Source organism: Burkholderia reimsis, assembly GCF_003294055.1.
Lineage (GTDB): Bacteria > Pseudomonadota > Gammaproteobacteria > Burkholderiales > Burkholderiaceae > Burkholderia > Burkholderia cepacia.
In genome coordinates this window covers 47,786-74,246 of record NZ_QMFZ01000006.1, presented here as the reverse complement: position 1 = coordinate 74,246, position 26,461 = coordinate 47,786, and the positions used below count along the sequence as shown (strand labels likewise).

General features: G+C 67.1%; 22 protein-coding genes and 1 pseudogene. 11 read left to right on the top strand and 12 right to left on the bottom strand.

What is annotated here, in order from left to right:
• Window positions 1–24 precede the first annotated feature (24 nt).
• The gene (locus DPV79_RS09710) at window positions 25–726 is read left to right on the top strand and encodes a helix-turn-helix transcriptional regulator (RefSeq protein ID WP_059485457.1); all 702 of its coding nucleotides are present in this window, start codon (window positions 25–27) and stop codon (window positions 724–726) included.
• Between the two features lie 51 nt (window positions 727–777).
• Here the strand turns inward: DPV79_RS09710 and lysA are convergent, their stop codons facing one another.
• Window positions 778–2,016 carry a diaminopimelate decarboxylase gene (gene lysA / locus DPV79_RS09705; protein WP_042977520.1) on the bottom strand — a complete coding sequence of 413 codons (1,239 nt, stop codon included), beginning with the start codon at window positions 2,014–2,016 and terminating at the stop codon, window positions 778–780.
• A gap of 109 nt (window positions 2,017–2,125) precedes the next feature.
• Between lysA and DPV79_RS09700 the strand changes: the two genes are divergently transcribed.
• Both DPV79_RS09700 and DPV79_RS09695 read left to right on the top strand, forming a co-directional pair.
• Window positions 2,126–3,040 (top strand): LysR family transcriptional regulator, encoded by a 915-nt coding sequence (locus DPV79_RS09700; protein ID WP_021162990.1) that lies wholly within the window; start codon window positions 2,126–2,128, stop codon window positions 3,038–3,040.
• Between the two features lie 62 nt (window positions 3,041–3,102).
• Window positions 3,103–3,702: a GNAT family N-acetyltransferase gene (locus DPV79_RS09695; RefSeq protein WP_113045297.1), complete on the top strand. Its 600-nt coding sequence runs from the start codon at window positions 3,103–3,105 to the stop codon at window positions 3,700–3,702.
• 118 nt (window positions 3,703–3,820) lie between these two features.
• Here the strand turns inward: DPV79_RS09695 and DPV79_RS09690 are convergent, their stop codons facing one another.
• Window positions 3,821–4,393 (bottom strand): DUF4142 domain-containing protein, encoded by a 573-nt coding sequence (locus DPV79_RS09690; protein WP_113045296.1) that lies wholly within the window; start codon window positions 4,391–4,393, stop codon window positions 3,821–3,823.
• A gap of 383 nt (window positions 4,394–4,776) precedes the next feature.
• Window positions 4,777–5,400, bottom strand: a complete 624-nt coding sequence (locus DPV79_RS09685; protein ID WP_059587015.1) for an HAD hydrolase-like protein — start codon at window positions 5,398–5,400, stop codon at window positions 4,777–4,779.
• A 203-nt stretch (window positions 5,401–5,603) separates the two neighbouring features.
• Between DPV79_RS09685 and DPV79_RS43285 the strand changes: the two genes are divergently transcribed.
• Window positions 5,604–6,047, top strand: a complete 444-nt coding sequence (locus DPV79_RS43285) for a GNAT family N-acetyltransferase (protein WP_244321725.1) — start codon at window positions 5,604–5,606, stop codon at window positions 6,045–6,047.
• A gap of 57 nt (window positions 6,048–6,104) precedes the next feature.
• Window positions 6,105–6,323 carry a DUF1653 domain-containing protein gene (locus tag DPV79_RS43280; protein ID WP_006480837.1) on the top strand — a complete coding sequence of 73 codons (219 nt, stop codon included), beginning with the start codon at window positions 6,105–6,107 and terminating at the stop codon, window positions 6,321–6,323.
• 73 nt (window positions 6,324–6,396) lie between these two features.
• Here DPV79_RS43280 and DPV79_RS09675 read toward each other — a convergent pair whose 3' ends face one another.
• Window positions 6,397–7,608 carry a winged helix-turn-helix domain-containing protein gene (locus DPV79_RS09675; protein WP_113045295.1) on the bottom strand — a complete coding sequence of 404 codons (1,212 nt, stop codon included), beginning with the start codon at window positions 7,606–7,608 and terminating at the stop codon, window positions 6,397–6,399.
• 380 nt (window positions 7,609–7,988) lie between these two features.
• A complete protein-coding gene (locus tag DPV79_RS09670) occupies window positions 7,989–9,377 on the bottom strand; it encodes an MFS transporter (RefSeq protein WP_059677539.1) in 1,389 nt (462 codons plus the stop codon).
• A 364-nt stretch (window positions 9,378–9,741) separates the two neighbouring features.
• Between DPV79_RS09670 and treA the strand changes: the two genes are divergently transcribed.
• Window positions 9,742–11,517 carry an alpha,alpha-trehalase TreA gene (treA, locus tag DPV79_RS09665; RefSeq protein WP_113045294.1) on the top strand — a complete coding sequence of 592 codons (1,776 nt, stop codon included), beginning with the start codon at window positions 9,742–9,744 and terminating at the stop codon, window positions 11,515–11,517.
• A gap of 76 nt (window positions 11,518–11,593) precedes the next feature.
• Here treA and DPV79_RS09660 read toward each other — a convergent pair whose 3' ends face one another.
• Both DPV79_RS09660 and DPV79_RS09655 read right to left on the bottom strand, forming a co-directional pair.
• Window positions 11,594–13,081: a carbohydrate porin gene (locus DPV79_RS09660; RefSeq protein ID WP_113045293.1), complete on the bottom strand. Its 1,488-nt coding sequence runs from the start codon at window positions 13,079–13,081 to the stop codon at window positions 11,594–11,596.
• Between the two features lie 108 nt (window positions 13,082–13,189).
• Window positions 13,190–13,459: a hypothetical protein gene (locus DPV79_RS09655; RefSeq protein WP_027789529.1), complete on the bottom strand. Its 270-nt coding sequence runs from the start codon at window positions 13,457–13,459 to the stop codon at window positions 13,190–13,192.
• Between the two features lie 1,069 nt (window positions 13,460–14,528).
• On the opposite strand from DPV79_RS09655, the gene DPV79_RS42555 reads away from it, so the two are divergent.
• Complete coding sequence (locus DPV79_RS42555) at window positions 14,529–14,666, top strand: hypothetical protein (RefSeq protein ID WP_165843498.1); 138 nt, start codon at window positions 14,529–14,531, stop codon at window positions 14,664–14,666.
• 116 nt (window positions 14,667–14,782) lie between these two features.
• Entirely contained in the window at window positions 14,783–16,429 is a 1,647-nt protein-coding gene (locus DPV79_RS09650) for an Nramp family divalent metal transporter (RefSeq protein ID WP_021162977.1), read from the top strand.
• A 127-nt stretch (window positions 16,430–16,556) separates the two neighbouring features.
• Here the strand turns inward: DPV79_RS09650 and DPV79_RS09645 are convergent, their stop codons facing one another.
• Window positions 16,557–17,462, bottom strand: a complete 906-nt coding sequence (locus DPV79_RS09645; RefSeq protein ID WP_060280491.1) for a helix-turn-helix transcriptional regulator — start codon at window positions 17,460–17,462, stop codon at window positions 16,557–16,559.
• A 283-nt stretch (window positions 17,463–17,745) separates the two neighbouring features.
• On the opposite strand from DPV79_RS09645, the gene DPV79_RS09640 reads away from it, so the two are divergent.
• Window positions 17,746–18,579, top strand: a complete 834-nt coding sequence (locus tag DPV79_RS09640) for a helix-turn-helix transcriptional regulator (protein WP_113045292.1) — start codon at window positions 17,746–17,748, stop codon at window positions 18,577–18,579.
• A gap of 275 nt (window positions 18,580–18,854) precedes the next feature.
• Window positions 18,855–20,822, top strand: a complete 1,968-nt coding sequence (gene asnB, locus DPV79_RS09635; protein WP_113045291.1) for an asparagine synthase (glutamine-hydrolyzing) — start codon at window positions 18,855–18,857, stop codon at window positions 20,820–20,822.
• 19 nt (window positions 20,823–20,841) lie between these two features.
• Here asnB and DPV79_RS09630 read toward each other — a convergent pair.
• Together DPV79_RS09630 and DPV79_RS09625 are read right to left on the bottom strand one after the other, a co-directional pair.
• Window positions 20,842–21,033, bottom strand: a pseudogene (locus DPV79_RS09630) (lytic transglycosylase); the annotation flags it as partial.
• Window positions 21,034–21,540: 507 nt separating this feature from the next.
• On the bottom strand, window positions 21,541–21,939 hold the full coding sequence (locus tag DPV79_RS09625; RefSeq protein ID WP_113045290.1) for a winged helix-turn-helix domain-containing protein: 399 nt from the start codon (window positions 21,937–21,939) through the stop codon (window positions 21,541–21,543).
• A gap of 415 nt (window positions 21,940–22,354) precedes the next feature.
• On the opposite strand from DPV79_RS09625, the gene DPV79_RS09620 reads away from it, so the two are divergent.
• The gene (locus tag DPV79_RS09620) at window positions 22,355–23,557 is read left to right on the top strand and encodes a Fic family protein (RefSeq protein WP_111998948.1); all 1,203 of its coding nucleotides are present in this window, start codon (window positions 22,355–22,357) and stop codon (window positions 23,555–23,557) included.
• A 123-nt stretch (window positions 23,558–23,680) separates the two neighbouring features.
• Here DPV79_RS09620 and DPV79_RS09615 read toward each other — a convergent pair whose 3' ends face one another.
• Window positions 23,681–25,891: a xanthine dehydrogenase family protein molybdopterin-binding subunit gene (locus DPV79_RS09615; RefSeq protein WP_060224968.1), complete on the bottom strand. Its 2,211-nt coding sequence runs from the start codon at window positions 25,889–25,891 to the stop codon at window positions 23,681–23,683.
• A gap of 2 nt (window positions 25,892–25,893) precedes the next feature.
• Entirely contained in the window at window positions 25,894–26,355 is a 462-nt protein-coding gene (locus DPV79_RS09610; protein ID WP_021162969.1) for a (2Fe-2S)-binding protein, read from the bottom strand.
• Window positions 26,356–26,461: the final 106 nt, after the last annotated feature.

Sequence of the window (26,461 nt, the reverse complement as noted above, 5' to 3'; positions counted from 1 at the left end):
GTCAGAAAATGGCAGCATGGAACGATGACGCGTGCCGAACGATTGCTCGCGCTGCTGCAGGTGCTGCGGCGCCACCGCCGCCCGGTGAGCGGCCGCGTGCTGGCCGGGGAACTCGGCGTCAGCCTCCGTACGGTCTATCGCGATATCGCGTCGCTGCAGGCGCAGGGCGCGGACATCGACGGTGAGCCCGGTGTCGGTTATGTGCTGCGTGCCGGGTTCATGCTGCCGCCGCTGATGTTCTCGCAAACGGAGCTGGAAGCGCTGATGCTCGGTTTTCGCTGGGTCGGGAAGTTCGCCGATGCGCAGCTCACGACGGCTGCGTCCGATGCGCTCGCGAAGATCTCCGCGGTGTTGCCCGCCGAGCTGCGCCGCGAGATGGAATGCACGACGCTGCTCGTCGGCCCGCGCACGATCGTCGATCGGGAAACCGTCGACATGGGCGTCGTGCGCACGGCGATCCGTACCGAAAGCAAGGTCAGGATCCGCTACGCGGACGAGGGCCGGAAAACGGGCGGCGAACGGATCGTGTGGCCATTCGCGCTCGGCTATTTCAATGACGTGCGCATCCTGGCGGCGTGGTGCGAAGGTCGGAACGATTTCCGGCATTTCCGGACGGATCGCATCGTCGCGCTCGAACGGCTGGACGTGCGCTATCCGCGGCGACGCGCGGCGTTGCTGAAGGCGTGGCGTGCGGCGGGCGCCGACGTGCGCGTGACGGTGAGGTGAGGTGAGGGGGCGAGGTGCGCAGGCCGCGCACCCCGTTCCGTCGTGCCGGCCTTACTCGAACGTTTCGAGCGCGAGCAATTCGTCGATCGTCTGCCGGCGGCGGATCAGCCGCGGCGTGCCGCGATCGACGAGCACTTCCGGCGCGAGCGGCCGGCTGTTGTAGTTCGAGGACATCGACGCGCCATACGCGCCCGCGTCGTGCAGGAACAGCAGGTCGCCGATCTGCGGCTGCGGCAGCTTGCGGTGCGTGACCACGCCGCCCGCGTCCTGCGTGAACACGTCGCCCGATTCGCACAGCGGCCCCGCGATCGCGAGCTCGACCAGCGGCCGTCCGGCCGGCAGCGCGCCATCGTGCGCGTGCACCGACACCGCGTGGTAGCTGCCGTACATCGACGGGCGCATCAGGTCGTTGAAGCCCGCGTCGATCAGCACGAAATCGTGCTTCGGCCGGCGGTTGACGGCCTGCACTTCGGTGACGAGCGTGCCGGCTTCGGCGACGAGGAAGCGGCCCGGTTCGATCTCGATGCGCACCGGGTGGCCGAGATGCCGTTCGATCCGCTTGCGCGCGGCGTCCCACTGGCTGAAGTAGTGACCGACGTCGACGCGCGGCTCGCCGTCGCGATACGGGATCGACAGGCCGCCGCCGGCCGAGATCGCGTCGATGTCATGGCCGAGCGACGTGACGAGGTCGACCATCGCATCGCATACCTGCGACAGGTGGCCGTAGTCGACGCCCGACCCGATATGCATGTGGATGCCGACCAGCTTCAGCCCGTACTGGCGCACGATCTCGATCGCGCGCGGCACGTCGTCGATCCAGATGCCGTGCTTGCTCTGCGGGCCGCCGGTGTTGGTCTTGTTGCTGTGGCCGTGGCCGAAACCGGGGTTGACGCGCAGCCACACGCGGTGGCCGGGCGCGTGCTCGCCGATGCGCGCGAGCATGTCGAGCGAACCGGCGTTCACGGTCACGCCGTGCTTCAGCACCGCCGCGAGCGTCGGACGGTCGATCAGGTCGGCCGTGAACACGACGCCTTCCGGCTCGCCGGCCGGGCTGAACCCGGCCGCGAGGCTGCGCTCGATCTCGCCGAGCGACACGGCATCGACGCACGCGCCTTCCTCGCGCATCAGCTTCAGGATATGGACGTTCGAATTCGCCTTCTGCGCATAGCGGATCACGTCGAACTGACGCAGTTGGGCGATGCGGTCGCGGATGACGTCGGCGTCGTACACCCACAGCGGGGTGCCGTATTGCTGCGCGAGCGTCGCGAGCTGGCGGGAATCGAGGGACATGGCGGATGAATCGGGTCGAATGAACGGATAACGTGAATGATGCGCCTGTTTATCTATGCAGTAAAATGCCTATTTGTCGAAATTCGATTCACATCTGATATAGACGATCATGCTCACGCACCGCCATATCGAGGTCTTTCGCGCGCTGATGGTCACCGGCAGCACGACGCGCGCGGCCGAGATGCTCTATACGTCGCAACCGACGATCAGCCGCGAGCTCGCGCGCATGGAGCAGGTCGTCGGCTTCGCGCTGTTCGAGCGCGCGCACGGCCGGTTGCGGCCGACGATGGCCGCGCTCACGCTGTTCGACGACGTGCGGCTCGCGTATGTGGGGCTTGAACGCGTCGCGGCCACGGCCGCGCGCCTGCGCGAGTTTCGCGACGGTCAACTGTCGGTGATCGCGCTGCCGGCGTTCTCGCACGCGATCCTCCCGGGCGCGGCGCGCCGGTTTCGCGACGCCCATGCGGGCGTCAGCCTGTCGGTCGAAACGCAGGAATCGCCGATGCTCGAAGAGTGGCTCACCGCGCAGCGCTACGACCTCGGGCTGACCGAGCACGACGTCGCGCCGGCCGGCACCGTGCTCACGCCGCTGCTCGAAGTCGACGAAGTATGCGTGCTGCCCGACGGCCATCCGCTGCTCGCGCAGGATGCGATCGATCTGCCGGATCTCGCCGATCGCCCGTTCGTGAGCCTGTCGCTGAACGATCCGTACCGCATCCTGATCGACGAGGCGTTTGCGCAGCTCGGCGTGGCGCCGCGCTCGGTCGTCGACACGCCGTCGGCCGTGTCGGTGTGCGCGTTCGTGCGGCAGGGGCTCGGCGTCGCGATCGTCAATCCGTTGACCGCGCTCGATTTCGTCGGGCGCGACCTGCACGTGCGGCCGCTCACCCGGTCGTTTCCGTACCGCGTCAGCGTGATCGTGCCCGAGCACCGGCCGAAAAGCCTGCTCGTCGATGCGTTTACCGATGCGCTGCGCGGCGAGGCGAAGGCGATCCGCCGCCGGCTGGCCGCGATCCTCGGCTGACGCGGCCGTATGATGGGCGTTTCGCCGCCATCGCCGTTTTTTCGTCTTTTCCGGAACCGCTCATGACCGATGCTTCCGCTTCCCTCGAACAACCGATTCTCACCGGCGAACGCGTCGAACTGCGGCCGCTCGAACGATCCGATCGGCAGGCGCTGCTGGACGCTGCCGCGGACGGCCGGTTGTGGAACCTGAAGGTCACGGTCGTGCCGGGCCCGGACACGATCGACGCGTATATCGACACGGCATTGCAGGGGCGTTCGGCCGGCACGGTGATGCCGTTCACGATCGTCGATCGCGCGTCGGGCCGCGCGATCGGCAGCACGCGTTTCTGGAAGATCGATCGCAAGAACCGCAAGCTCGAGATCGGCCATACGTGGTTGAGCGACTCGGCGCAGCGCACGCGTGCGAACACCGAAGCGAAATGGCTGTTGCTGGGTTATGCGTTCGACGTGCTGCGATGCGTGCGCGTGCAGTTCACGACCGACGAACTGAACGAGAAATCGCGCGCGGCGATCCTGCGGCTCGGTGCGAAGCAGGAAGGCATCGTGCGGCACGAACGGATCATGCCGGATGGCCGCAAGCGCAATTCGGTGCGCTTCAGCATCATCGACGACGAATGGCCGGAGGTGAGGGCGCGGTTGATGGCGAAGCTTGCGACGTAACGTGTCGCGTATGACGCACGGCGTGCGTGGCGTCGCGTCGCGTCGCCGAAGGGGGGCGGCGACGCGACGGCAGGGGAAAAAGCCGTGCGCCGCGCACGATGCGCGGCGCGGCGGCGCGTTACTGCGCCGATGCGAGGTGGTGGCGCTCCGCGAGCTTCTGCGCGTCGGCGTAATGCTTCTGCAGGATCGGCAGCGACTGGCGTGCAACTTCCTTCAGCTTCGTGTCGCGGCCCGACGCGATTTCGGCCTGGAAGGCCGAGATGGTCTTCTGCTGGCCGGCGAGCGCGACCTGCTCGATGTACGCCTTGTCGAACTCGGCGCCGCGCAGGGTCTTGATGCTGTTCAGCACGGCCGTGTCGGGGTCGTTGGCGGGCACGTCGACGCCGCGCGGGCTGGCTGCGCGCATCGCCTGGATGATCTTTTCGTCGTCGGCCGACACGCGTTGCGCGAACGCCTTGACCTGGCTGTCCGATGTGCGCGAATCGGCGACGCGCGCCGCGTCGTGCTGCGTCGACACCGTTTTCGTGCCGTCCGTGATGAATGCCTGGTCGGCTTCGTGGATGCGCGTCGCGGTGGCGGCGGCCGGCGCGGCCGGTGCCGGTTGTGCGGTTTGCGCGGTCGCCGTCACGGCGACGAGAAGCAGGCCAGCGGCAGACAAGGCAAGGCGCGAGACGTGGGGAAAGCGGTTCATGGGACCTCCTTTCAATCGGGGCTCTGGTTGAAAAACGGATCGGGTGATCCGTTGCTGTGCGAGAGACCGGGCGCGCCCGGGCCGGATTCGACCGCCGCTCTGCCGCGGCGCCGGTCGAAGTGTTTCCCGGCCCGACTGATTCTAGGAGGGCGATCCGGTAGCAGGTGCAACCGCGCTGTGGTTTGTGTAACGGTTGGTAAGACGAATCGATGAGCGCGTGTGTCGGCAGGTATTGCGTACCTGTCGCGTGCGCGGCGGCGGCAATTTTTGCGCGCATGCGGCGTGCGGGATGCACGTGGGTGTCATCTGCCAGTCATCGTCATGCCGTGGTGACGTGCGCATCGAGCGTCGACGCTGGCCGGCTCGCGATGCGCGCGAACGCGTCACACGCGGTCGAGCAATGCGTCGAGACGCGGCAGCAACGGCGTCGCGCAATGTGCCTGCAACGCGTCGGGCGCGGTGTAGCCCCACGCGACACCCTGGAATGCGATGCGCGCGCGTCGTGCCGCGTCGGCGTCGCGGATTTCATCGCCCACGTACAGCACTTCGTCGTTGCGCAGGCCGGCTTCATGAACGAGCGCGCGCAGGCGACGTGCCTTGCCGAACAGCGGAATGCCGCACGCGAAATGTTCGACACGGCTGCTGGCGTGCGGGCCGAGCCGGTCGCGCACGATCTCCTCGGTATTCGACGTCGCGATCGCGATGCGGATGCCGCGCGCGGCGAGCGCGTCGAACGTTTCGCCGACGCCGGGGAACAACGCCACTTGCGCGACGCGCGGCCGCATCAGGCGACGCATGTCGATCGTCACGCGCGGCACTTTCCACATCGGCACGTCGAGCGCGCGAATGATGTCGCGCGCCGACATCCCGCGTAGTGCCGGGCGCAGCTCGGGCGTGGCGTCGCGAAAGCCGTGCATGCGCGACGCTTCCGACAGCGCCGCGAGAAAACTGTCGAGCGAATCGGCGAGCGTGCCGTCGAAGTCGAATGCGATGAGGCGGTAGGGCATGAAGCGGCGTGGCGGGTTATCGGGCAGACGACATTGTCACCGAATCGGGGCCCATCGCCTGCACGGTTGATTGCGCCCGCGGAGAAACGAGAGGTCGAGCAGCTTCTTCGCGTCGTCCGGATGATCGGTGCTGTCCCTTGTCTCCCGCCGCGCTGCGCGGTATCGTCGACGCTTCGTTTTCCACCCACCGACCGGAGACCGACGTGCCTGCTGCCACCCCCGCCACGCTGAGATTTTCCACCGACAAGCGCGAACTCGACGTCGACGCGATCTTCGACTTCCTGCATCGCGACGCGTACTGGTCGCAGGGTATTCCACGCGACGTGGTGGAGAAGGCGATCGAGGGTTCCCTTTGTTTCGGCGCGTATATCGGCGACCGGCTCGTCGGCTTCGCGCGCCTCGTGACCGATCACGCGACGTTCGCGTACCTGTGCGACGTGTTCGTGCTGCCTGCCGAACGCGGCAACGGCTACGGCCGCGCGCTGATCGACCACGTGTTCGCGCAGGAGATGGTGCAGGGCCTGCGCCGCATCATGCTCGTGACGTCCGATGCGCACGAGCTGTACCGGCCGGTCGGCTTCGAGCCGTGCGCGAACCCCGAGCGGGTGATGGAGATCCGCCGCCCGGACATCTACGCGAAACGCTGACGCGCGGCGCAGCGCATACAATACGCGCTTTCCGTTTTTGCCGAAGAGAAACCGATCATGACCGAACAGGAAGCCGAACAGCTCGCGACGCATCGCCATTACAAGGGCGGGCTGTATCGCTACATCGGCGTTGCCCGCCATTCCGAAACCGAGGAATCGGTGGTCGTGTACGAACACCTGTGGCCGCATGCGCGCGGGTTGTGGGTGCGCCCGGAAGCGATGTTCAACGGGAACCTCGAAGACGGCACGCCGCGTTTCCGCAAGCTGCGCGACTGATCCTCGGCCGGCCGCGTAAGCCGGCCCTGTGAGCCGGCTACGCGAGCCGAATGTCGTGCCGAATGCGCGGGTATCAGTCGGCGGCCAGCGCCTTCACCAGTTCCGGCGGTGCGTGCCGGGTCGTGACTTCCGGCGTGCCGTGCCATGCCGCGAGTTTCTTCACCGCCTTCGCGACATCGGCGGCGAGCCCCGTGCCGAACCGCACGCCCGGCTCGACATGCACGGCCTTCAGTTCGAACGTGCGGAGCGTGCGATGCGCCTTCGCGTCGACGCGCCCGACCAGCCGGCCGCGATGCAGCACCGGCAGGCAGAAATAGCCATAACGCCGCTTGTGCTCGGGCGTATAGCATTCGATCGTGTAGTCGAAACCGAATAGCGTCGACGCACGCCGCCGGTCCCATACGACCGGGTCGAACGGCGACAGCAGCGTCGTGACCGTCGAGCGCAGCGTGTCGGCCTCGGCGGCCGGCAGCAACGCTTCGAGCGAGCGATGCACGTAGGCCGGCTCCTTCCAGTCGTCGATCGCCACCGGGATCAGGTCGCCCGCGTCGGCGAGCTGCTCGAGCTCCGCGCGGTACGAGCGGCGCGGCAGCCGATAGTAGTCGGCCACCCAGTCCGCGCGCACGACGCCAAGTGCACGGCATGTGTAGTCGAGCAGCGCGGGCAGCACGGCTTCGCGCGGCGGCAGGTCGCGCGTGTCGTCCCAGCCGGGCAGCACGCGCTCGCGCACGTCGTACACGCGCTGGAAATTGCGGCGTTCCGACACCATCAGGTCGCCCGTCGTGAACAGCACTTCCAGGTGGCGCTTCTCGGGCTTGCGATCCCACCAGCCGTTGCCCTTCACGCCATCCTCGCGGACGAAATCCGCCGACTTCACCGGGCCTTCTTCGCGAATCCGCGCGAGCAGCCGCTCGATGTCGGGACGATTCTGTTCATGCCATTCGGCTGCATATTTCCAGCCCATCCCCGACGGATCGAGCATCTTGTAGCGCATCAGGCCGAACTGCTCGACCGGCAGGAAGCACGCTTCGTGCGACCAGTATTCGAACAGGCGCGCCTCGGCGAGATGCTCGTCGAGCCACTGCGGCGAGAAATCGCCGAGACGGCTGAACAGCACGAGATACGGGCTGCGCGCGACGACGTGGATGGTATCGATCTGCAGCTGCGCCATCCGGCGGATCGTGTCGAGCACGTCGGCTTTGGTCGCCTTGCGGCGGGGCGGTGTCAGCAGGCCCTGCGCGGCGAGATGCAGGGCGCGGGCGGCGGCGGGCGAGAGCGTAAGCATCGGAGGGGCGGCCGGGAGTGATGGTCGGGAACCACTTTAGCGCGAAAGCGGCGCGCGCGTGCGACGTGCCGAGGCAACGTGTCTGACAATGGTTGACAGATACGTTTCGCAAGTTTCCCTATAGTGCAGTCCATGGCGCGACGAAATGTGCGCGCAACGATTCCGCTTCCGACGCACATATGTCCATGGCACGCAGGAAGCGAATCCGGGATTCTCAACCCCCATCGGGAGACCCGGAGCCCTGAGCGGACATCCATGCGGCTGTGCACCGGCCCCGTGTGGATGTCCGCTGATTTTTTTGTTTTTTCCGGTTTGCTTCGCGGGCGGTTTCCCTGCTGCCCGTTCTGCCCTGTCGCTATTCCCGCTCGTCCGACTGATTGCTACTGGCGCTTGCCGCGCGCGACTTCGTCGCCGGCGCCGGGCGGCAGCCGCCGCGTGATCGGAATCGATGCGAACGAACACAGCCCGACCACGACGAACGCGGGCCAGAAATCCGACCACACCATCTTCTGATGACCCTGCAGCCAGTGCGAAACGTGCAGCACGAGGCCGGCCACCGTCACGCCGAGACCGAGCGACATCTGCTGCACGACGCTGCCGAGGCTGGTCGCGCGGCCCGCGTCGCGCGGCGAGATGTCCGCATAGATCATCGAGTTCAGGCTCGTAAACTGCAGCGCGGGGAAGATGCCGCCGACGAGCACGATCAGCCAGATCGCCCAGGTCGCCATGCCGGGATGGAACACGCCGTACGCGGCGATCGCGAGCCCCGCGAATGCCGCGTTGTAGATCAGTACCGTGCGGAAGCCGAAGCGGCGCAGCGTATGGGTGGCCGTCGAGCGGCTCATCGCGCCGCCGAACGCGGACGCGCACGTGATGAGCCCTGAATGGAACGCGCTCATGCCGAGCCCTTCCTGCAGCGCGAGCGGCAGCAGGAACGGCACCGCGCCGAGGCCGATGCGGAACAGCGACCCGCCGACGACGCTCGCGTGATACGTCGGGATCTTGAGGAAGCTGAGGTCGAGCACCGGGCGTTCCTTGCGGCGCGCGTACGGCACGTAGAGCGCGAGCAGGACGGTGCCGGTCACGCACATGGCGAGGGCGTTCGAGCGCGACGTGAGCGCACCGTCGATCAGCGTGAGGCCCATCAGCAGCAGTGCGGCGCCGCTGGCCGACAGCAGGAATCCGAACCAGTCGAGCGGGCCCGGGTCGGGCTCGTGCGTGTTCGCGATGTGCTTGCTCGCGAGGTAGATCCCGTAGATGCCGATCGGCACGTTGATGAAGAAGATCATCCGCCAGTGCAGGTAGGTCGTGATGAAGCCGCCGACGAGCGGCCCGACCGTGGGCCCGAACAGCGCGGGAATCGCGAGGTAGTTCATCGCGCGCACGAGATCGGAGCGCGGCACGGCGCGGAAAATGATGATACGGCCGACGGGCACCATCATCGCGCCGCCGACGCCCTGGATGAAGCGCGCGAACGTGAGCACGCCGAGGGAATTGGATGCCGCGCACATCAGCGAGCCGACGACGAAGATGCCGATCGCGGTGCGGAACACGGAGCGCGCGCTGAAGCGGTCGGCCAGCCAGCCGCAGATCGGAATGAACACGCCGAGCCCGACCACGTAGGCCGTGATCGCAATGTTCAACGTGACGGGGCTGTGCCCGAAGTCCCTCGCCATCGCGGGCAGGGCGGTGACGATGATGTTCGCGTCGACGCTTTCCATGAACAACGCACAGGCAACGATGAGCGGTGCTAGAAAGACGGGCGACATGGGCTGGGCGCGCGGTAAAGACGCCATTATGCCCACAATGTGACCATTGAGTCACGTACGACAACAGATGTTCCGCATAGTGCAACAGTCGTTCTTTTCGCGGGCGGCGCGGAAAGAACGACTGCGAAAACGCCGCGCATGCATCGCGTTTGTGCACTGCACGCGTCGCGATCGCGGCCACGCGACGCAGGTCGCCTGCGCGAGCCGCGCGAATCGAAACTTGCTTGATGTGCACGTTTCGTGCGACAGTCAGGCCCACTCGCAACACAAAACGACGCGCATCGATCGAGGGCCATCGAGACGAGCGCGCGCGCGAACGAGACCTCGTGCCGACCCACTCACCATCGAAAGGAGGGGACACGTCATGACGTCACATCGTGCCGCATCGATTGCATCCCGCGTCTCAACGCGCATCCCAACGCGCTTCTCAACCCGTTTCTCAACCCGCTTTCCGCTCCGTCGCTCACCGCCGCTCGGGCGCGCCGCGCCGCGTCTTCGCTGGGCCGCCGCACTGGCCGTCGCGTATCTCGCCGTTGCCGGCTGCGCCGCGCAGGCCGACAACGCGAACCGGGCCGCCGCGCAGGCGGTCGATCAGTCGGCGGCGCCCGCGACGGCCGCGGTTGCCGGCCCCGCGTCGGGCACGCTGCTGCCGCCGCCGAGCCAGCTCTACGGCGAGCTGTTCGTCGCGGTGCAGACCGCGCAGATCTATCCCGACCAGAAGACCTTCGTCGACGCGACGCCCGACAGCGATCCCGCGACGATCGTGCAGTTGTATCAGCAACAGAAATCGCAGCCGGGCTTCTCGATGAAGGCGTTCGTCGGCCAGCATTTCACGCCGCCCCCGGAAGGCGGCGTCACGCCGCCGCCGAACCAGACGCTGCGCCAGCACATCGACTGGCTGTGGCCGCAGCTCACGCGCACGAGCACGACGGTGCCGCCCTACAGTTCGCTGATTCCGCTGCCGAAGCCGTATGTCGTGCCGGGCGGCCGTTTCCGCGAAGGCTACTACTGGGATACCTATTTCACGATGCTCGGGCTGCAGGTGTCGGGCCGCGAGGATCTCGTCGACGACATGCTCGACAACTTCGCCCATCTGATCGACACGATCGGGCACATCCCGAACGGCAACCGTACGTACTATGCGAGCCGTTCGCAGCCGCCGTTCTTCGCCTATATGGTCACGCTTGCCGCACAGGCCGAAGGCGACAAGGTCTACCAGAAATATCTGCCGGAACTGCGCAAGGAGCACGCGTACTGGATGCAGGGCGAAACCACGACGCCACGCGGGCAGGCCGCGCGCAATGTGGTCGCGATGCCCGACGGCGCGGTGCTGAACCGCTACTGGGATGCGAGCGATACGCCGCGCGACGAGTCGTATCTCGAGGACGTGACGACCGCGAAGTCGGTGCCGGGGCGCCCGGCGAACGAGGTGTACCGCGACCTGCGCGCGGGCGCCGAAAGCGGCTGGGACTACAGCTCGCGCTGGTTCGGCGACGGCAAGACGCTCGCGACGATCCGCACGACGTCGATCGTGCCGGTCGACCTGAACAGCCTGATGTTCCATCTCGAGACGACGATCGTGAAGGGCTGCGCGCTCACGCGCGACGTGGCCTGCGTGACCGATTTTTCCGGGCGCGCGGCGCGGCGTGCGGCCGCGATCAACCGCTATCTGTGGAACCGTCGCGGTTACTACGGCGACTACGACTGGCAGTTGCGCAAGCCGCGCGACGCCGTGACGGCCGCCGCGCTGTATCCGTTGTTCGCGGGCGTTGCGTGGCCCGAGCGCGCGAAGGCGACCGCGCGCGAGGTGCGCAAGACGCTGCTGCAGCCGGGCGGCCTCGCGACGACCACCGAGAACACGGGGCAGCAGTGGGACGCGCCGAACGGCTGGGCGCCGTTGCAGTGGATCGCGATCGACGGGCTGCGGCGCTATGGCGAACCGGCGCTCGCGAAGGACATCGGCACGCGTTTCCTGTCCGACGTGAAGCACGTGTATGCGACCGAAGGCAAGCTCGTCGAGAAGTACGTGGTCGAAGGCGCCGGCACGGGCGGCGGCGGGGGCGGCGAATATCCGCTGCAGGACGGCTTCGGCTGGACCAACGGAGTCACGCTGAAACTGCTCGGGCTGTACGGCGAGTGACGCGCGGCACGGGCCGCGCGCTTGCACCGCGAGAGCACGCACGGGCCGTCCGGCCCGTGTCTGCATCCGGCGTGCGTCAGAACACGATCGTCGTGCGCACGCCGACCACCGTTTCGTCCCCGATGCGCGCACCGGCCGCGTTCGGGTTCGGGATGCCGCCGCCCGGACGGAAGAAGTGCTGCAGGTCGGCCTGCAGTTGCCACCACGGCGTGACCTGGTACTGGTAGGTCGCCTCGACGACCGTTTCCGCGCGGCGTACCGGATAGCCGGGTGTCGTGTATGCGCCGGTGTCGCCGTCGAGGCCGCGCGCATGCGAGCCGATCTTCGTGTAGCCGACCGCGAGACCCGCGACGTCGTTGTCGCGTCCCTTGAACGGCGCCTTCAGCGTCACGCCTGCATTGGCGGCGAAATCGACGGTATTGCGATCGCCCGGCGCGCCCATCACGCGCGCGAACACGCCCACCGAGCGCGGGCTGTCCGGCGACGGCCGCCACACCATCTGGTCCGCGACCGCATAGAAACTGTAGTTGCCGCGATGCGTGGCCGGCATGCCGTTGCTCGCCGGATTCGCGAGCGACAGGCCGTCGGTGCCGTAGCGCGGATCGTTCGAATGCTGCGACTGATACCAGAAGCCGAGCTTGTACGTGCCCGGCAGGCCGGCCGGCTGCGGCGCCTTCGGATCGGCGGGCGGCGCGTTCAGCGCGTATTGCACTTCGCCGATCACGAACGCGCCGCTGCGCAGGTTGAAGTGGGTGCCGTGCGCGTTCAGCACCTGCGCATCGCCGTCGGTGCGGCCGGCCGGGTTGCCGTCGAACACGCCGACCATCGCGGTCCACGCATCGGCGGGCTTCACGCGCAGCCGCACGCCGAGCGACGACATCGGATACGCGGGGCCGCCGGCCGGCAGATCGGTCGACGGCAGCACGGGCCAGCCGAACGTGGCGTTCATGAAGGCCGACGCGTTCTGGCTCACCATGAATTCCTGGTCGACGCTCTGCTGGCCGACCTTCACGTCGACCTTGCCGTCGAGCAAGGACTGCTGGTACCAGAGCTCCCACAGGCGCGTGGTCGAATTCGCCTCGATGCCAGTCGCGGTCTGCAGCGTCTGCAGATAGCGTTGCGTGAGGTTGGTGCCGTGAATCTGCAGCGCCGACACGTTGAACGTGCCGCCCGGCAGGCCGATCGCCTTGCCGGTGTCGACGTCGAAGCCGAATTGCGTGAGCCCCTGGTAGGCGCCGCCGCGACCCGTGCCGCCCGACGTGTTGTACAGGTACTCGCTGGTCTCCTGCAGGTTCAGCGTGATGCCGTGATCGCCGAGCACGTCGCGCAGGCCGCCCATGTTGCCGAGCAGGTTCGAGCGTTCCCAAAGGCCGACGGGAGCGGGCGCGGCAGCATCGGCGGCCTGTTGTGCGGGCGCGGCGGCGTCACTGGCGCCGGCCGCCGGTTCGGCCGCGGCCGGCGGCGACGATTGCGCGAACGCGGGCGCGGCGGCGAGCGACAGCAGCAGCGCGGCGAGCGCATTGAGGCGGAACGAGCGCGGGACGGGTTCGAGGTAGTTCTTCATGTGGGTTCCGTCGGTGGTTTGATTAGTTACGCTGAAGAAACGAAAACGTGGTGCGGAGAGCTTGACGCGGCGGTACATGGCACATGCCACCGCCGCGCGGGGCGGGGCTTACGGCAGCCAGCCGCCGATACGCCACACCTGCGCGAAGCCGAGGCGCGGCGCGGCCGAGCACAGCAGCGCGACGAGCGCGACCGCGGCCGCCATCACGGCGAACAGCAGGCAGTCGAGCGGGCGGGGCGCTGCCGGCACGTGGGCGAGCGCCGAGCTGCGCCAGTTGCCGAGTGCATGGGCGAGCGGCGAGAGGCCGGAAACGAACGAGCGGTCGCATGCGACATGCACGATGCGCTTGAGCCTGACCGCGAGCGATTGAAGAAACATGACGCTGCCTCCGTCCGGTCCGGCGAGGGCCGGACGACGTGATCGAGCGCGGGCGCGTGACGCGGCCTGCGATCGGAGGGTGGAACGTAACGGAGCGTGCAACGGACGAACTGGCGATGGCCGGCCCGGAAGGAAGCGCGCTAACCCGACGAATGCGAGCTAGCGGCGTAAGACATGCGTCTGGCTGCTATCTCGCGATGGCTTGGCCGGCCTGGACCGGCGTCGAACTGCAACTAGAGCATGTGTCCACGGAGGGACTCCTGTGATGAATTGCGGCGGATTGTATTCGCGTCGTTTGCTGCAGTGCAAGTAAAAAACGCATGAAAGGCGCCGTGTGTGGCGGATGCGTCGCCGTGGAGCGCGCGGGTGCGAGGCCGCCACGACGAGGCGACGGCCGGGTGCCGCGCCGTTGTTCGCGCACATCGGATCGTGACCGTGACATGACGCGCTGAAAGGTTTCGGCACGTCATTTCAAGGGCAATTCTTTCAGTGCCGCGAAGTCGGAAATTTATTTCGGGAAATGGGGTTGGGCGGGGTTGACTTCACTTTCGGGCCGTCCATAGAATCCGGCATCTTCACTCTTGGGGCCGCCGCCTTGGACGCCTGCAGTAGTCGATCTTCGAACGAAATTTCCGCCTGAGCGACCGACGTCCGCGCCTCATCGAAGCCGCCGTTTGTCCCCCGGGCAAACGGTGCGCGCAGCAGTATTCCGCAGCAAATTCCTACGTGCACCCTGATTCGCGCCGGTTAGCGTGATGCGTTTTCGCATGCGCTGCCCGGTTTCACCGCCGCCTGGCAGGCGGCCGCGTTTGCGCACGCCTTTCCCTGGCGCGCGAATGCCGGCCCGCACGGCTGACGGCGGTCAACCGTGTTCTCCGGAACACCGCACAGGAGCCGCCATGAACGACAGTGACAGTTGTCCCTTATGCCCGTTGCACACACAGACCCTTGTGAACCCGGGTCGCGGGGACAATCCGGCCGACTAGCCTGACACGTCGTTCAGGCGCCGGACTGGCCCCGCGCCCACCACGCGGCCGGCACGCTTGCCGTCGCCGCACGGAGCCAGATCATGAACTTCGGCCTTCTGCTGTCGAATCTCCCGCACGTCACGGAATCGCGCAACGACTTCGACGCGATGCTGATGCTCGACGCCCGTCCGCGGGTGTTCTCCCGCCTGTTGAACCGGCTGAAATCGCTGATCCACTGAAAGACGCGCCGAGCGCGCCTCGGCATGCGCACGCGCGGCCGCCATCGGGCGGTCGCCCCGCGCGCATCCCAAGGTCGCACGCTCACCAGATAACCATTAGCCGTACGGAACACATCATGTCCACGCCATCCAACGTTTCTCCACCGATTGCCGTCGAACGCGCCGCCGTGCTCGACGAGGCCCACCTTGGCGACATCCGCGGTGCGCTCGGTACGATCGCGCATCACGACACCGGCACGCGCGGCTCGTGGTGGGCGCGCCTGCGCACGCTGCTCGCGATCATCGGCCCGGGCCTCATCGTGATGGTGGGCGACAACGACGCTGGCGCCTTCGGCACCTACACGCAGGCCGGCCAGAACTACGGCACGACGCTGCTGTGGACGCTGCTGCTGCTCGTGCCCGTGCTGTACGTGAACCAGGAAATGGTGCTGCGCCTCGGCGCGGTGACGGGCGTCGGGCATGCACGGCTGATCTTCGAGCGCTTCGGCAAGTTCTGGGGCGCGTTCAGCGTGATCGACCTGTTCCTGCTCAATGCGCTCACCATCGTCACCGAGTTCATCGGCATCACGTTCGTGCTGGATTTCTTCGGGCTGCCGAAGGTCGCCGGCGTGTGCGTGGCCGCGGCGCTGACCATGGCCGCGGTGAGTACCGGGGATTTCAGGCGATTCGAGCGGTTCGCGATCGGGCTGTGCGTGCTGAGCCTGCTGCTCGTGCCGGTGCTCGTGTCGATCCATCCGCCCGTCGCGCAGATGACGCGCGATTTCTTCGTGCCGAACTGGCCCGCGCACGCGAAGCTGTCGGACGTGATGCTGCTCGTGATCGGCATCGTCGGCACGACCGTCGCGCCGTGGCAGCTGTTCTTCCAGCAGAGCTACGTGATCGACAAGCGCATCACGCCGCGCTTCATGAAGTATGAAAAGGCCGACCTGTGGATCGGCATCGTGTTCGTGCTGATCGGTGCGGTCGCCATGATCGGTTTCAGCGCCGCGCTGTTCAACGGGCATCCGGAAGCCGGCAACTTCACCGACGCGGGCGGCATCATCGCGGGCCTCGAGAAGTATGCCGGCCGCACGAGCGCAACGCTGTTCGCGGTGGCGCTGCTCGACGCGTGCATCATCGGCGCGGCGGCCGTGTCGCTGTCGACGGCCTATGCGATCGGCGACGTGTTCAAGATCCGCCACTCGCTGCACCGCGGCGTGTCCGACGCGAAGGGTTTCTATCTCGTGTATTTCGGCATCGTCGCGGCCGCGGCCACGCTCGTGCTGATTCCGGGCAGCCCGCTCGGCCTGCTGACGGAAGCGGTGCAGACGCTCGCGGGCGTGCTGCTGCCGAGCGCGACGGTGTTCCTGCTGGTGCTGTGCAACGACCGCCAGGTGCTCGGCCCGTGGGTCAACTCGACGAAGCTCAACGTGTTCACCGGTGCGGTGATCTGGGTGCTCGTGCTGCTGTCGATCATCCTCACTGCGTCGGTGATGTATCCGGATATCAGCGGCGAAGCGATCATCGACGTGCTGGTCGGCGGCACCGTGCTCGCGATCACGGGTTATATCGCGACGGTATTGATCCGTCGCAACAAGCGCGTGATCGAACCGGCCATCGATCGCACGTTGCGCGACACGTGGCGCATGCCGCCGCTCGATACGCTCGAGCCGCAGAACATGACGCTGGCGACGCGAATCTGGATGGCCGTGCTGCGCGGCTATCTCGTGATCGCGGTCGGCCTCGTGATCGTCAAGGTGGTGCAGATGACGCTGCTGAAGTAACGCAGGCCGTCTGCCAGGAAGCGGCGCCGGGCCCGGCACCGCGCCGCAACCCGCACATGCCGGCCTTCGTGGCCGGCATGTGCGTTTACGCGCTTGCTTGCGGCACGTCGCACGCGTTGCGCGACGGTCAGATCAATTCGAGCTTCGACGTCAGGTACGTGAGCTGGATCCGGTTCGCGACGCCGAAGCGCTTGCGCAGCTTGCGCAGGTGATAGTCGACGTTGTGCGCGCTGGTGTCGAGGCGCCGGCCGATCTCCTTGTCGGATGCGCCTTCGGCGATGCCGAGCAGCAGTTCCTGCTCGAACGGCGTAAGCCCGTTCACCGCGCGCTCGCGCGAGGTCGAGATCAACTGCGGCGACGCGAACTTGTGTACCGACAGCCCGATCGACAGCGCCTGCTCGATCGTCGCCGGCGTGATCCATTCGCGCGTGCGGCGCGGCGCGGTGAAGCTCATGAACGCATGCAGCCGCGTGCCGGGCACGGCCATCGAATACATGATGCCGCTGCACATCCCGTCGTCCTGCATCGTCTGCAGGAAGCCGTCGAGCGCGGCCGGCGTCGCGCGCGGGCCGGCGTCGCGCTCGCGGTGTTCGCGGCGCAACTGCTGCAGGTCCCACACGATCGGCATGTTGCATACGCGTGCGCCGAGCGTGCGCGGATCGACGTCGTGATGGTGGTGGCGCACGTAGTCGCCGCGATAGGTGGACGGCGTGAATGCTTCGTGCAGGTAGAGACTTTCTACCCGCTCGTGCGCGAATTCGAGCGCGAAGTACGCGAACGTCGAGAAGCCCGTCAGGTGCAGCAGGCTTGCGACGATCCGGCTGCGCTCGGCCGTGCTCTGCGCGTGCGCGAGCGTATCGGCCACGCCGAGTTTCGGCGCGTGCGGCTGCGTGACGTCGCCGCGTTTCACGTCGTCGCACCAGACGACCTGCACGGGGCGCTCCCGCAGCACGTCGGGGCACGCGCCCGGCCCGTGCGACGGGTGGGGAAAGGTTGAGGCGACCGCTTCTTCATGCAATGCAATGTCGGACATGTGCCATCCCTCGGAATCGACGCATAACGCCTGGCGGCGGCCGTATCGTGTATGGCCGTCGCGGCGGTGCGATCGAGCATCGGTGTGATATGCGCGGATCGTCATCCATGACGCAGCGCGGGGCATTGTACAAAAACGCTTGTGTACGCGTAATATGCCGTAATACTAATGGCGGCGGAAGATTCCTATTCGCACGCAAATAACGAAGACCAGAAAATCCATCGAGACAAGACCAGATCGTGACGGGGCGCAGGTTCATATATTGGGAAAGGGCGGGCTCCTCATGACATACGCTGACGGCGCACCACGCGTCGAGTGGTTTTCGCAGGCCGATATCGCAACGGCCGCGGCTTATTCGAATGAACATCAGGCAATCGGGCGCGACGTTTTTACCGGCGCGCAAATCGAATTCGGTAAAACCGACCCGGCTTTGGCCGATTTCGCGTCATGCCATGCGCGCTTGCGGCAAATCGGTTTCAGCACGCTCGGTTATGGCGCTTTCGAAATGATCGGGCGGCGCATCCTGTGCGCGCACCTGCTTCGCGACCTCGCTCCCGCGACGTTCATGCAGCCGTTTTTCGAGGGCATGCTCTACGAGAGCGACCCGCGGTTCGCGCAGGTGCGGCAGAGCGGCTTTCCGGTTGCGTGGCAGCTCGACGAGATCGAGGCGGCCGCGCAGGGCAGCGGCGACCGCAAGATGCTGGCGCTCGCCGGCCATCTGCGTGCGCACGCGATGAACAGCGGCGTGCTGTTCGGCCTGTCGGCGCCGCGCCTCGACCTGCGTGTCGCGGTGAACGTGACGTCGGAGACGCACGGCACCGAATGGATCGACGATCGCGTGATCGGCGGTGCGCTGTCGGTCAGCCTCGCGGTGCATCGTGTCGCGCTGCCGTTCCTCGAGGCACGCATCGCGCGCATGCGCGGCTTCGCGCTCGGCGACGAGCAACTACAGGTGCTCGACCGTCTCGTGCATGGTCTGTCCGACCAGGAGATCGCGAGTGCACTGCGCACGTCGCTGCACAAGGTCGGCCACCATATCCGCTCGCTCGAAAAACTCTTCAACGTGCAGAACCGCGCGCAGCTCGCATACCTGGCGGCCCGCCGGCTGCCGTCCTGACGCCGCGCGTCCGCCGCGTTCGTCCCCGTTTTTTCCGCGACCGATGAACGTCGGGCCGGCCCATGCGCGGCCGGCCCGACGGGCGGCTGCGGCCGCGCGCGCCGGCGCGCTCTGCAGACGATGCTTGACAGCATTTTTTTCGAGTGATTGGCGAGTTCACCTATGAATTATTGCTGATTTATTTCTTCGTAATATGGCCCGGTCGTCACGCCGGACGGCGGGCCGCGAGGTTGCGCCGTGCGTGACGGAACTGGTCAACAGGGGCGGACAAATCAATGTGCGGAATCGACGGCTTTTTGAATAGCGTCGCCTGCGATGAGGAGACAGCGCGCGGCACACTCGCGCGCATGACGGCGAGCCTTGCGCATCGCGGGCCGGATGGGCAGGGGATCTGGGTCGACCCGGAAGCCGGCATCGCGCTCGGCCACCGGCGGCTCGCGATCGTCGACCTGTCGGTACACGGCCGACAGCCGATGGCATCCGCGTGCGGTCGCTACGTCATGGTCTTCAACGGCGAAATCTACAACCATCGCGAACTGCGCGCGGAGCTCGAGCGCGCGGGGCGCGCACCGGCGTGGCGCGGCCACTCCGACAGCGAGGTGCTGATCGCGGCGATCGTCGCGTGGGGTGTCGACGCGACGCTGCGGCGCGCGACCGGCATGTTTGCGTTCGCGCTGTGGAATCGCGCATCGCGGGTGCTGACGCTCGCGCGTGACCGGATCGGCGAAAAACCGCTCTACTACGGCCGGATCGGCGACGCGCTCGTGTTCGCGTCCGAACTGAAGGCGCTGCGCGGTTATCCGGGCTTCGACGGCGCGATCGATCGCGATGCGCTGTGCCTGTACCTGCGCCAGTCGAGCGTGCCCGCGCCGCATACGATCTATCGCGGTATCCACAAGCTGCCGCCCGGCACGTATATCCAGTTCGAGCATGCGCGCGACACGCCGCGCCTGCGTGCGTACTGGACGCTCGAACAGGTGATCGAGGACGGTCGCGCGGAGCCGTTCGAGGGCAGTGCCGACGACGCGGTGGGCCAGCTCGACGCGGTCCTGCGCCAGGCCGTCGCGCGGCAGATGGAAGCCGACGTGCCGCTCGGCGCGTTCCTGTCCGGCGGCGTCGATTCGTCGACGATCGTCGCGCTGATGCAGGCGCAATCGTCGACACCGGTCGATACGTTCACGATCGGCTTCCACGAGGCCGGCTACGACGAGGCCGGTTATGCAAAGGCCGTCGCGCGCCATCTCGGCACGCGCCATACCGAGCTCTACGTCACGGCCGACCACGCGCTCGGTGTCGTGCCGAAGCTCCCGTCGATCTACGACGAGCCGTTTTCCGATGCCTCGCAGATCCCGACCTTTCTCGTGTCGGAGCTGACGCGCCGGCACGTGAAGGTGAGCCTGTCCGGCGACGGCGGCGACGAGCTGTTCGGCGGCTACACGCGCTATTTCCTGACGCCGCGCCTGTGGCGCAAGCTGCATCGCGTACCGGGCGCCGTGCGCGCGCGTATCGCCGCCGCGCTGCATGCGTTGCGGCCCGATCACGCGGATCAGCTTGCGGCCGTCGCGCAGGGGGCGTGGGGCGGCGCGGAGGCACGCGAATCGGCGGCGCGCATCGGCGATCGCCTGCACAAGCTCGGCCACGTGATGACCGCCGAGAGCCGCATCGGGCTGTACCGGCTGCTGATGTCGTCGGTGCATCATCCCGAGCGCCTCGCGCTGTCGGGGCAGGAGCCGGCGACGCCGCTCGATACCGTATCCGCGTGGCCCGCGCACCTGAGCTTCGCCGAGCAGGCGATGGCGATCGATACGCTCACGTACCTGCCGACCGACATCCTCGCGAAAGTCGATCGCGCGGCGATGGCGGTGAGCCTCGAAACGCGCATGCCGTTCCTCGATCATCACGTCGTCGAATTCGCGTGGCGCGTGCCGGCGCACGTGCGCTTGCCGGAAGGGCAATCGAAGGCGCTGCTGCGCCGGCTGCTCGACCGCTACGTGCCGTCCGCGCTGATCGACCGGCCGAAGCAGGGCTTCTGCGCGCCCGTCGATCACTGGCTGCGCGGCGCGCTGCGCGACTGGGCCGAGGCGCTGCTGCGGCCGTCGCGGTTGCGCGAGGAAGGCTATTTCGATGCGGACGCGGTCGAACGTCTGTGGCGGCAGCACGTGACCGGCCGGATGAACTGGCAGCACCAGCTGTGGACGGTGCTGATGTTCCAGGCGTGGCTGGAGGCGCAACGCGCCGCATGAGGCGGCGCGTTGCGCGTCGTTACTGATCGAGGCAGCGCATGCAGCGCCGCTTCGCGTCGTTCGAGTGGAGGCCGCGACACATCGTCATCACGGGCCGCGCATGGCACGAAGGCGGATCGGCGGAGGCCGCCGGCGAAGCTTGCCGGCGCACGCGATCGGGCGGCGTGGTTGCAGCGGCATCCAACCGGCGCTGGCGTGCGGGCGGCGTGTCGCGACCGGCGCTGCCGTCATCCGGATCGCCCGGCGTCATCGACGCGGCGTGAAGCGTGGTGTCGTTCGCCGCGTGCGCAACGGGCGGCGCGGTGCACACGAGTGCGACCAGCGCGGCCAACGCGCAAAGGCAGGCGACGGCGGTTCGCGAATCGCGCATCTTCATGATCGTTCCGTTCGTTCCGGGCCGGCGGCGCGGAGGGCGCGCGGCTACCGGGTCGATTGTAGGGACGGCGAGTGTCGTGTGTCACGCCGGATTCCGTAGTCGCGGGCATCGGCGGGGGCACGAGCGGACGCGACGACGCGCGACGAAGCGCGGTGTCGTGCGGCCGCCGGCGCCCAAAAGCGACCGCCGCCCGGAGGCGGCGGTCGGGTCGCGACTGGCTGGCGGGCCGGGCGGCGTGCGGGCCGCGCCCGACGGGCGTGCCGCGAAGCGCTGCGGATCGGCGCAGCGCGGTGGGGGGAGCTTGGCAGGCGAGCCGCATGCATGCGGCTCGCGGGTAAATCGTCAGGCGTAGTCGGCGGCCATCACGGCTTGCGGTGTCGCGCGCAGGATCGGCGCGGATTCGTGGCGCTCGACGTGCGTCATCGCCGCACCGAACAGCACCAGGCGATAGCCGACCGCATAGATCGGAATGATCCGCAGGTTCTTGTCGTGATCGAGTTGCAGCTTCGAGCGGATACGCGAGATATGGGTGTCGAGCGTGCGCGACGACACGCCGAGTTCACGGCCCCACACGGCTTCCTGGATTGCCTGCCGCGGCACGATCTTGTTCATGTTGTCGAGCAGGAATTCGACGACGTCGAATTCACGCGGCGTGACGTCGACGATCTTGTTGTCGATTTCGATCGTGCGGCGCACGAAGTTGATTTTTATGTTGTCGATGTACAGGTATTTGCAATCCATGGTGGCCCTCGCATGTCCATAAAGGAGTGTTTGCGGGTCCTGTGCTGCAACTTCCGGGCCAGGGAGGGGATCGTCGTGTCACGACAGGGGGCGGCACCCGAGCGGACGGCGCTGTGGCCTTGAATTTAAAAGAATTTTTAAGGAGTGGCGGGCCGCGGGTAGAGAAAGGGTCCGAGCAAAGGTGAAGGATTGTTACGTAGCATCGGCGGCCGACGTTACGGGCGTTACGTCTGACGTAACGCGGGGGGAGCCGGGGGCAACATGCGCGCGATCCGGATCGGCGGCAGGGGATGGGAACACGACATCGAACCCTACATCGAACCCTACACGGGTCGATGGAAAATCAATATAAATCAGTGACATAAGTGACTATAATTGCCGACATCGAACCCTACATGAAACCCTACACGGAAGCATGACGACCGTCGCCACCTTTGAGCCGTTGTTTCCCGAAGATCGCGTACTCGATCCGCTGCTTGAGCAGGCCGCCGAACTCGTCGATTCGTCGCAGCGGTTGCTTGCCGTGCGCGATACCCCGCTGGCGACTGCGCTCGTGCCGCAACTCCGCGCGATGAATTCGTACTACACGAACAAGATCGAAGGCCAGCACACCACGCCGGCCAAGATCGAGGCGGCGCTGCATCGGGATTATTCGACCGATATCGTCGAACGCCGGAAGCAGCGCTTCGCGGTGGCGCATATCGCGACGGAAACAGCGCTCGAGGAGGAGTGGCGAGCGCTTCCGGTCGCCGCGCTGTTTGAACCGGCGCGAATCGCGGCTATTCACGATCGCTTCTTTTCCTGCCTGCGTGACGATGAACGATTGACCGGCGACGGGGATATCGTTGTCCCGGGCGAATTTCGTCGATCGGATGTGACGGTGGGGCGTCATTTGGCGCCGGAACCCGAAATGATCGAACCGTTGCTTCAGGCCTGGGCGACTCGTTATGCCCGCATTCGCGCCAGGGAATACCAACTGATCGGCATTGCCTGTTCGCATCATCGTCTCGCGTGGGTGCACCCGTTCATGGACGGCAACGGTCGCGTCGCACGCTTGCATTCGCATCTCGGATTGCGCGCGGCCGATCTGACCCACGGTCTCTGGTCGCCGCTTCGAGGGCTGGCGCGAGAGCATGAGCAGTATTACGCCAGGCTGAGCGAAGCCGATCAGACACGGCGCAACGATCTGGACGGCCGGGGCAATCTATCCCAGGAAGGACTGGTCAGGTTTGCGCGTTTTTTTCTCGACTGCTGTCAGGACCAGGTCGGGTTTATGGTGCATATGACTCAGTTCGACGGGGTGACGGGAAGGCTGCTGGATTTGCTGAGATTTCTGGAGGCCAATCCGTGGAAGATCCGCTCGGAAAAATCCGTTATCAAAGCGGAAGCCGCGGCGCTCGCGATGGAGTTCGTCGCGCTGCGCCGAACCGTCACGCGTGCGGAATTTGCGCAGATGCTGGGTGTCAGCGACGTATTGGCGCGCAGGATCGTTCGATCGCTGCTGGATTGCGGTCTGCTGACTTCGCCTTCGCATCGCGGCGAGCTTTCATTCGGATTGCCGCTGAGCAGCCTCCGGTTTCTGTTTCCGAGGCTTTGGCCGGAAGTCGAGCAGGAGTAAGGGGGCCGACGGGCCGCGCGAGGTCGGGTGGCGTCGGCCTGAACAAGCACGACATTCCCGCGATGCATTGAAAACGCCCGCCGCAGGGCGTCTCCGCCCCGCGGCCGGCGTGTCGCCCCGCCGTCAAGCCTTCGCGCTATCCGCCGAATCGAACGGCAGCACGTAATGCCGCTTGCCCGTTGCCGCGAAGATCGCGTTCGCGACCGCGGGCCCGACCGGCGCGACGCCCGGCTCACCGACCCCGGTCGGCGCTTCGGCCGACGGCACGATATGCACCTCGACCTTCGGCATCTCCGCGATGCGCAGCACGTGGTAGCCGTCGAAGTTGCGCTGTTCGACCTGGCCGTCCTTCAGCGTGATCGCGCTGTGCATCACCGCGCCGAGCCCGAAGCCGATGCCGCCCTCCATCTGCGCGGCGACGATGTCGGGATTGATCGCGATCCCGCAATCGACCGCGCACACCACGCGCTCGACCTTCACCTTGCCGTCCGCATCGACCGACACCTCGGCCACCTGCGCGACATAGCTCTTGAACGCCTCGGCGACGGCGATCCCGCGCCCGCGGCCCTTCGGCAGCGGCTTGGCCGGATCCCAGCCGGCCTTCTGCGCGGCCAGGTCCAGCACCGCGCGCATGCGCGGCTCCTTCGCGAGCAGGTCGCGGCGGAATGCGTACGGATCCTTGCCCGCCGTGTGCGCGGCTTCGTCGATGAACGCCTCGACGGCGTACGCGGTGTGTGAGCTGCCGACCACGCGCCACCACAGCACGGGCAGGCCCACCTTGGTGGTGGTGAGTTCGACCGACACGTTCGGCACCGCGTACGGCAGGTTCGCCGCGCCCTCGACCGAGGTGGCGTCGATGCCGTTCTTGACCATGAACGCTTCGAACGGCGTGCCGGCGAGAATCGACTGGCCGACGATCCGGTGGCGCCAGCCGACCAGCTTGCCGTCCTCAGTCAGCCCCGCGTCGAGCTTGTGGAAGTACATCGGCCGGTAGAAGCCGCCCTGGATGTCGTCCTCGCGCGTCCATTGCAGCTTGACGGGCTTGCCGTCAGCGCCGAGCGCCTTCGCGATCGACACGGCCTCGACCACGTAGTCGGACCACGCGTTCGCGCGCCGGCCGAAGCTGCCGCCCGCGTACAGCGTGTGGATCCGCACCTGTTCGGGCTTCAGGCCGGCCGTCCTGGCCGCGTTGGCCTGGTCGACCGTCTGGAACTGGTCGCCGGCCCAGATTTCGCAGCTGTCCGCCGTCAGCTTGACGACCGCGTCGAGCGGTTCCATCGGCGCGTGCGCGAGATACGGGAATTCGTACGTCGCGCCGATCTTGCGCGCGGCGCCCGCGATCGCCGCGTCGGCATCGCCGTCCTTGCGAGCCGACGTGCCCGGCTTGTCGGCGAGCTGCCGGTATTCGCGCATGATCTCGTCCGAGCCGCGCTTTTCGGCGTGCGCTTCGTCCCATTCGACCTTCAGCGCGTCGCGACCCTGTTTCGCGGCCCAGAAGCCGGTTCCGACGACCGCGATGCCGCCCGGCACCTGCACGACCGACACGACACCCGGCACGGCCCTGGCGGCCGTCGCGTCGAACGATTTCACCGTGGCGCCGAAGCGCGGCGGGCGCTGCAGCAGCGCGACCCGCATCCCGGGGAAGGTCGTGTCGAGCGTGAAATGCGCGGTGCCGTTCGATTTCGGCGACGCGTCGACGCGCGGAATCCGCTGGCCGATCAGCTTGAAATCGGCCGGCTGCTTCAGCACGACCTTGTCCGGCACCGGCAGCTTCGACGCATCGGCGACGAGCGTGCCGTATGCGGCCTTCTTGCCGCTCTTCGCGTGCGTGACGACGCCGTTGGCGGTGGTCAGCTCGCCGGCCGGAACCTTCCAGCGGGCCGCCGCGGCCGACACCAGCATCGCGCGGGCCTTGCCGCCCGCTTCGCGCAGCTGCTGCCACGAGTTCGCCATCGCCGAGCTGCCGCCCGTGCCCTGCATCGTGCCGAACGCGAGGTTCGCGTAGCGTTTCGCATCGGCCGGCGCGCTTTCGACACGCACGGTCGACCAGTCGGCATCGAGCTCCTCGGCGACGATCGTCGCGATGCCCGTATAGGCCCCCTGGCCCATTTCGACGTGCTTCGCGATGACCGTGACGGCGCCGTCGGGCGTGATGCGCAGGAACGCATTCGGCGCGAAGTCCGCGGCGGGCGCGGTCGCGGCCAGCGCGCGGCGGCCGAGGCCGGCCCATTCGAAGCCGATGGTCAGGCTGACGGCGGCCGCGGCACCCGCGGCCTTCAGGAACGTGCGGCGCGACGGACGCACCGACCCGGTGTTGTCGAGTTCGATCGTCATGGTCAGGCTCCCAGCGTCGCGGCCGCGTCGTGGATCGCCGCCCGGATGCGGGCGTAGGTCGCACAGCGGCACAGGTTGCCGTTCATCGCGGCGTCGATGTCCGCGTCGGTCGGCTTCGGGTTCTGTTCGAGCAGCGCGGTGGCCGACATGATCTGGCCGGACTGGCAGTAGCCGCACTGCGGCACCTGCAGCTTGACCCAGGCGGCCTGCACGGCCTGCGCGGGCTTGCTCTGCAGTCCTTCGATCGTGGTGATGTGCTTGCCCGCGATGCCGGCGAGCGGCAGCACGCACGAGCGGACGGCCTGGCCTTCGAGATGCACCGTGCACGCGCCGCACTGCGCCATGCCGCAGCCGAACTTCGTGCCGGTGAGTCCCGCGTGTTCGCGAATCGCCCAGAGGACGGGCATCGACGGATCGGCGTCGAGCGTGACGTTCTTGCCGTTCAGGACAAACGAGGTTGGCATTTTGATTGTCTCCGTGGGGAAAACCCGGCATGCGCCCGGTTACAGGGTCTGCTCACGCTCATAGCGGGCTTGCGCTGGCCCCCAGAAGGGCCGAGCGCAAGGAATG

Excerpts from the sequence above, each read along its gene's own strand:
- DPV79_RS09710 (WP_059485457.1), top strand. The coding sequence starts at position 25 with ATGACGCGTGCCGAACGATTGCTCGCGCTGCTGCAGGTGCTGCGGCGC.
- lysA (WP_042977520.1), bottom strand. The coding sequence starts at position 2,016 with ATGTCCCTCGATTCCCGCCAGCTCGCGACGCTCGCGCAGCAATACGGC.
- DPV79_RS09700 (WP_021162990.1), top strand. The coding sequence starts at position 2,126 with ATGCTCACGCACCGCCATATCGAGGTCTTTCGCGCGCTGATGGTCACC.
- DPV79_RS09695 (WP_113045297.1), top strand. The coding sequence starts at position 3,103 with ATGACCGATGCTTCCGCTTCCCTCGAACAACCGATTCTCACCGGCGAA.
- DPV79_RS09690 (WP_113045296.1), bottom strand. The coding sequence starts at position 4,393 with ATGAACCGCTTTCCCCACGTCTCGCGCCTTGCCTTGTCTGCCGCTGGC.
- DPV79_RS09685 (WP_059587015.1), bottom strand. The coding sequence starts at position 5,400 with ATGCCCTACCGCCTCATCGCATTCGACTTCGACGGCACGCTCGCCGAT.
- DPV79_RS43280 (WP_006480837.1), top strand. The coding sequence starts at position 6,105 with ATGACCGAACAGGAAGCCGAACAGCTCGCGACGCATCGCCATTACAAG.
- DPV79_RS09675 (WP_113045295.1), bottom strand. The coding sequence starts at position 7,608 with ATGCTTACGCTCTCGCCCGCCGCCGCCCGCGCCCTGCATCTCGCCGCG.
- DPV79_RS09670 (WP_059677539.1), bottom strand. The coding sequence starts at position 9,377 with ATGTCGCCCGTCTTTCTAGCACCGCTCATCGTTGCCTGTGCGTTGTTC.
- treA (WP_113045294.1), top strand. The coding sequence starts at position 9,742 with ATGACGTCACATCGTGCCGCATCGATTGCATCCCGCGTCTCAACGCGC.
- DPV79_RS09660 (WP_113045293.1), bottom strand. The coding sequence starts at position 13,081 with ATGAAGAACTACCTCGAACCCGTCCCGCGCTCGTTCCGCCTCAATGCG.
- DPV79_RS09655 (WP_027789529.1), bottom strand. The coding sequence starts at position 13,459 with ATGTTTCTTCAATCGCTCGCGGTCAGGCTCAAGCGCATCGTGCATGTC.
- DPV79_RS42555 (WP_165843498.1), top strand. The coding sequence starts at position 14,529 with ATGAACTTCGGCCTTCTGCTGTCGAATCTCCCGCACGTCACGGAATCG.
- DPV79_RS09650 (WP_021162977.1), top strand. The coding sequence starts at position 14,783 with ATGTCCACGCCATCCAACGTTTCTCCACCGATTGCCGTCGAACGCGCC.
- DPV79_RS09645 (WP_060280491.1), bottom strand. The coding sequence starts at position 17,462 with ATGTCCGACATTGCATTGCATGAAGAAGCGGTCGCCTCAACCTTTCCC.
- DPV79_RS09640 (WP_113045292.1), top strand. The coding sequence starts at position 17,746 with ATGACATACGCTGACGGCGCACCACGCGTCGAGTGGTTTTCGCAGGCC.
- asnB (WP_113045291.1), top strand. The coding sequence starts at position 18,855 with ATGTGCGGAATCGACGGCTTTTTGAATAGCGTCGCCTGCGATGAGGAG.
- DPV79_RS09625 (WP_113045290.1), bottom strand. The coding sequence starts at position 21,939 with ATGGATTGCAAATACCTGTACATCGACAACATAAAAATCAACTTCGTG.
- DPV79_RS09620 (WP_111998948.1), top strand. The coding sequence starts at position 22,355 with ATGACGACCGTCGCCACCTTTGAGCCGTTGTTTCCCGAAGATCGCGTA.
- DPV79_RS09615 (WP_060224968.1), bottom strand. The coding sequence starts at position 25,891 with ATGACGATCGAACTCGACAACACCGGGTCGGTGCGTCCGTCGCGCCGC.
- DPV79_RS09610 (WP_021162969.1), bottom strand. The coding sequence starts at position 26,355 with ATGCCAACCTCGTTTGTCCTGAACGGCAAGAACGTCACGCTCGACGCC.